Origin of the sequence: Halorhodospira sp. 9622 (assembly GCF_022228025.1) — a bacterium.
GTDB lineage: Bacteria > Pseudomonadota > Gammaproteobacteria > Nitrococcales > Halorhodospiraceae > Halorhodospira > Halorhodospira halophila_A.
In genome coordinates this window covers 1-1,159 of record NZ_JAJNRE010000080.1, presented here as the reverse complement: position 1 = coordinate 1,159, position 1,159 = coordinate 1, and the positions used below count along the sequence as shown (strand labels likewise).

Here is a 1,159-nt window from a genome sequence, read left to right as displayed (position 1 = left end):
CGTGAGCGGCCCGGTGAACTCTTCCGCGAAGCCTTCTACCTGGTGACCAACAGCGCAGGCAGCCAGCGCTTTGTTCGGCGCCACTACCAGCAGCGCGGCAAGGCAGAGGCGCATTTCGGCGAATTCAAAGACGTCATCGGCGAGTCCCTGCCTTGTACCCGGCGCGGCCAGGCGACGGAGGAGCAGGCTTTCGCCCGAAGCCAGGCGCTGCTAGCCCTCCGGGCGCTCGCCTACCAGCTCCTGCACGTGCTGCGCGACAGCCTGGAGCGCGGCACCGGGGACGGCTGGAGCCTGCGCCGGCTGCGCGAGCAGGTGCTCAAAAGCGCCGTGCGCGTCCAGCGCCATGCCCGGCGAGTGCATGTAATCCTGGAACGGCGGGCCGCCTCTCACTGGCGCGCGCTCCTGCGCCGTCTCACGCGGGCGGATCCCGCACCGGAATAGCAGGGCAACTGGGCCGTGCAAGGGGCCGAACCCGCCGCTGGATAAGTGTCGGCGTGCCGCCCTATGGCCGCGTGGCCATTTCACAGCCCCCACGACCGCAGAAGGGGGCCTTCAGCAAGCCGCAGGCCCCCTTCTGCGGGACAGCTCATGCGCCGAGGTGGTCAGGTACTGCCCAGTCCAGGGCCTTACCCACCCGCAAGAACGGTCAGCTGGGCCTAGTCATGAATACCGCGGGCTATGGCGTAGGCTCAACCTTCGAGTGGACTTCCCCCGTGACCTTGGACAGCTCCGGACTTCATTTTGAGGCCACCTCGAACGCCTCCGGGTTGATACCCCCGAGGTGGCTGTGTCGGCGGACTCGATTATAGAAGCCCTCGATGTAGTCGAAGATGTCGGAGCGAGCGAGATCCCGCGGTTTGTAGATGCGTTTTTTTAATCCGCTCCTTTTTCAGGCTACCAAAGAACGACTCGGCGACCGCATTATCCCAGTAGTTGCCGCGGCGGCTCATGCTCGGGGTCAGCCCGTGGTGGATGCAGAAGCGCTGCCAGTCGTCACTGCCGTACTGCGAGCCCTGATCAGAGTGGACCAGCACGCCCGGAGCTGGCACCTTCGCGATCTGTGTGGGTAAAAGCTCCATCGGCTCAGGCGACCGCGGGACCACATCTTGTGCGGACGCTGCCGAAGTCCTCCTGGGCACGGGCAGTTTCCACATAGTGG

1 protein-coding gene and 1 pseudogene are annotated in these 1,159 nt (G+C 65.3%); one reads left to right on the top strand and one right to left on the bottom strand.

Annotated features, from left to right (window positions below; translation table 11 throughout):
* Positions 1-441 (top strand): transposase (locus LRG07_RS13650; protein WP_238642742.1); only part of this gene is annotated, 441 nt, incomplete at its 5' end.
* Between the two features lie 295 nt (positions 442-736).
* Here LRG07_RS13650 and LRG07_RS13645 read toward each other — a convergent pair.
* Positions 737-1,046, bottom strand: a pseudogene (locus LRG07_RS13645) (IS3 family transposase); the annotation flags it as partial.
* Positions 1,047-1,159 lie beyond the last annotated feature (113 nt).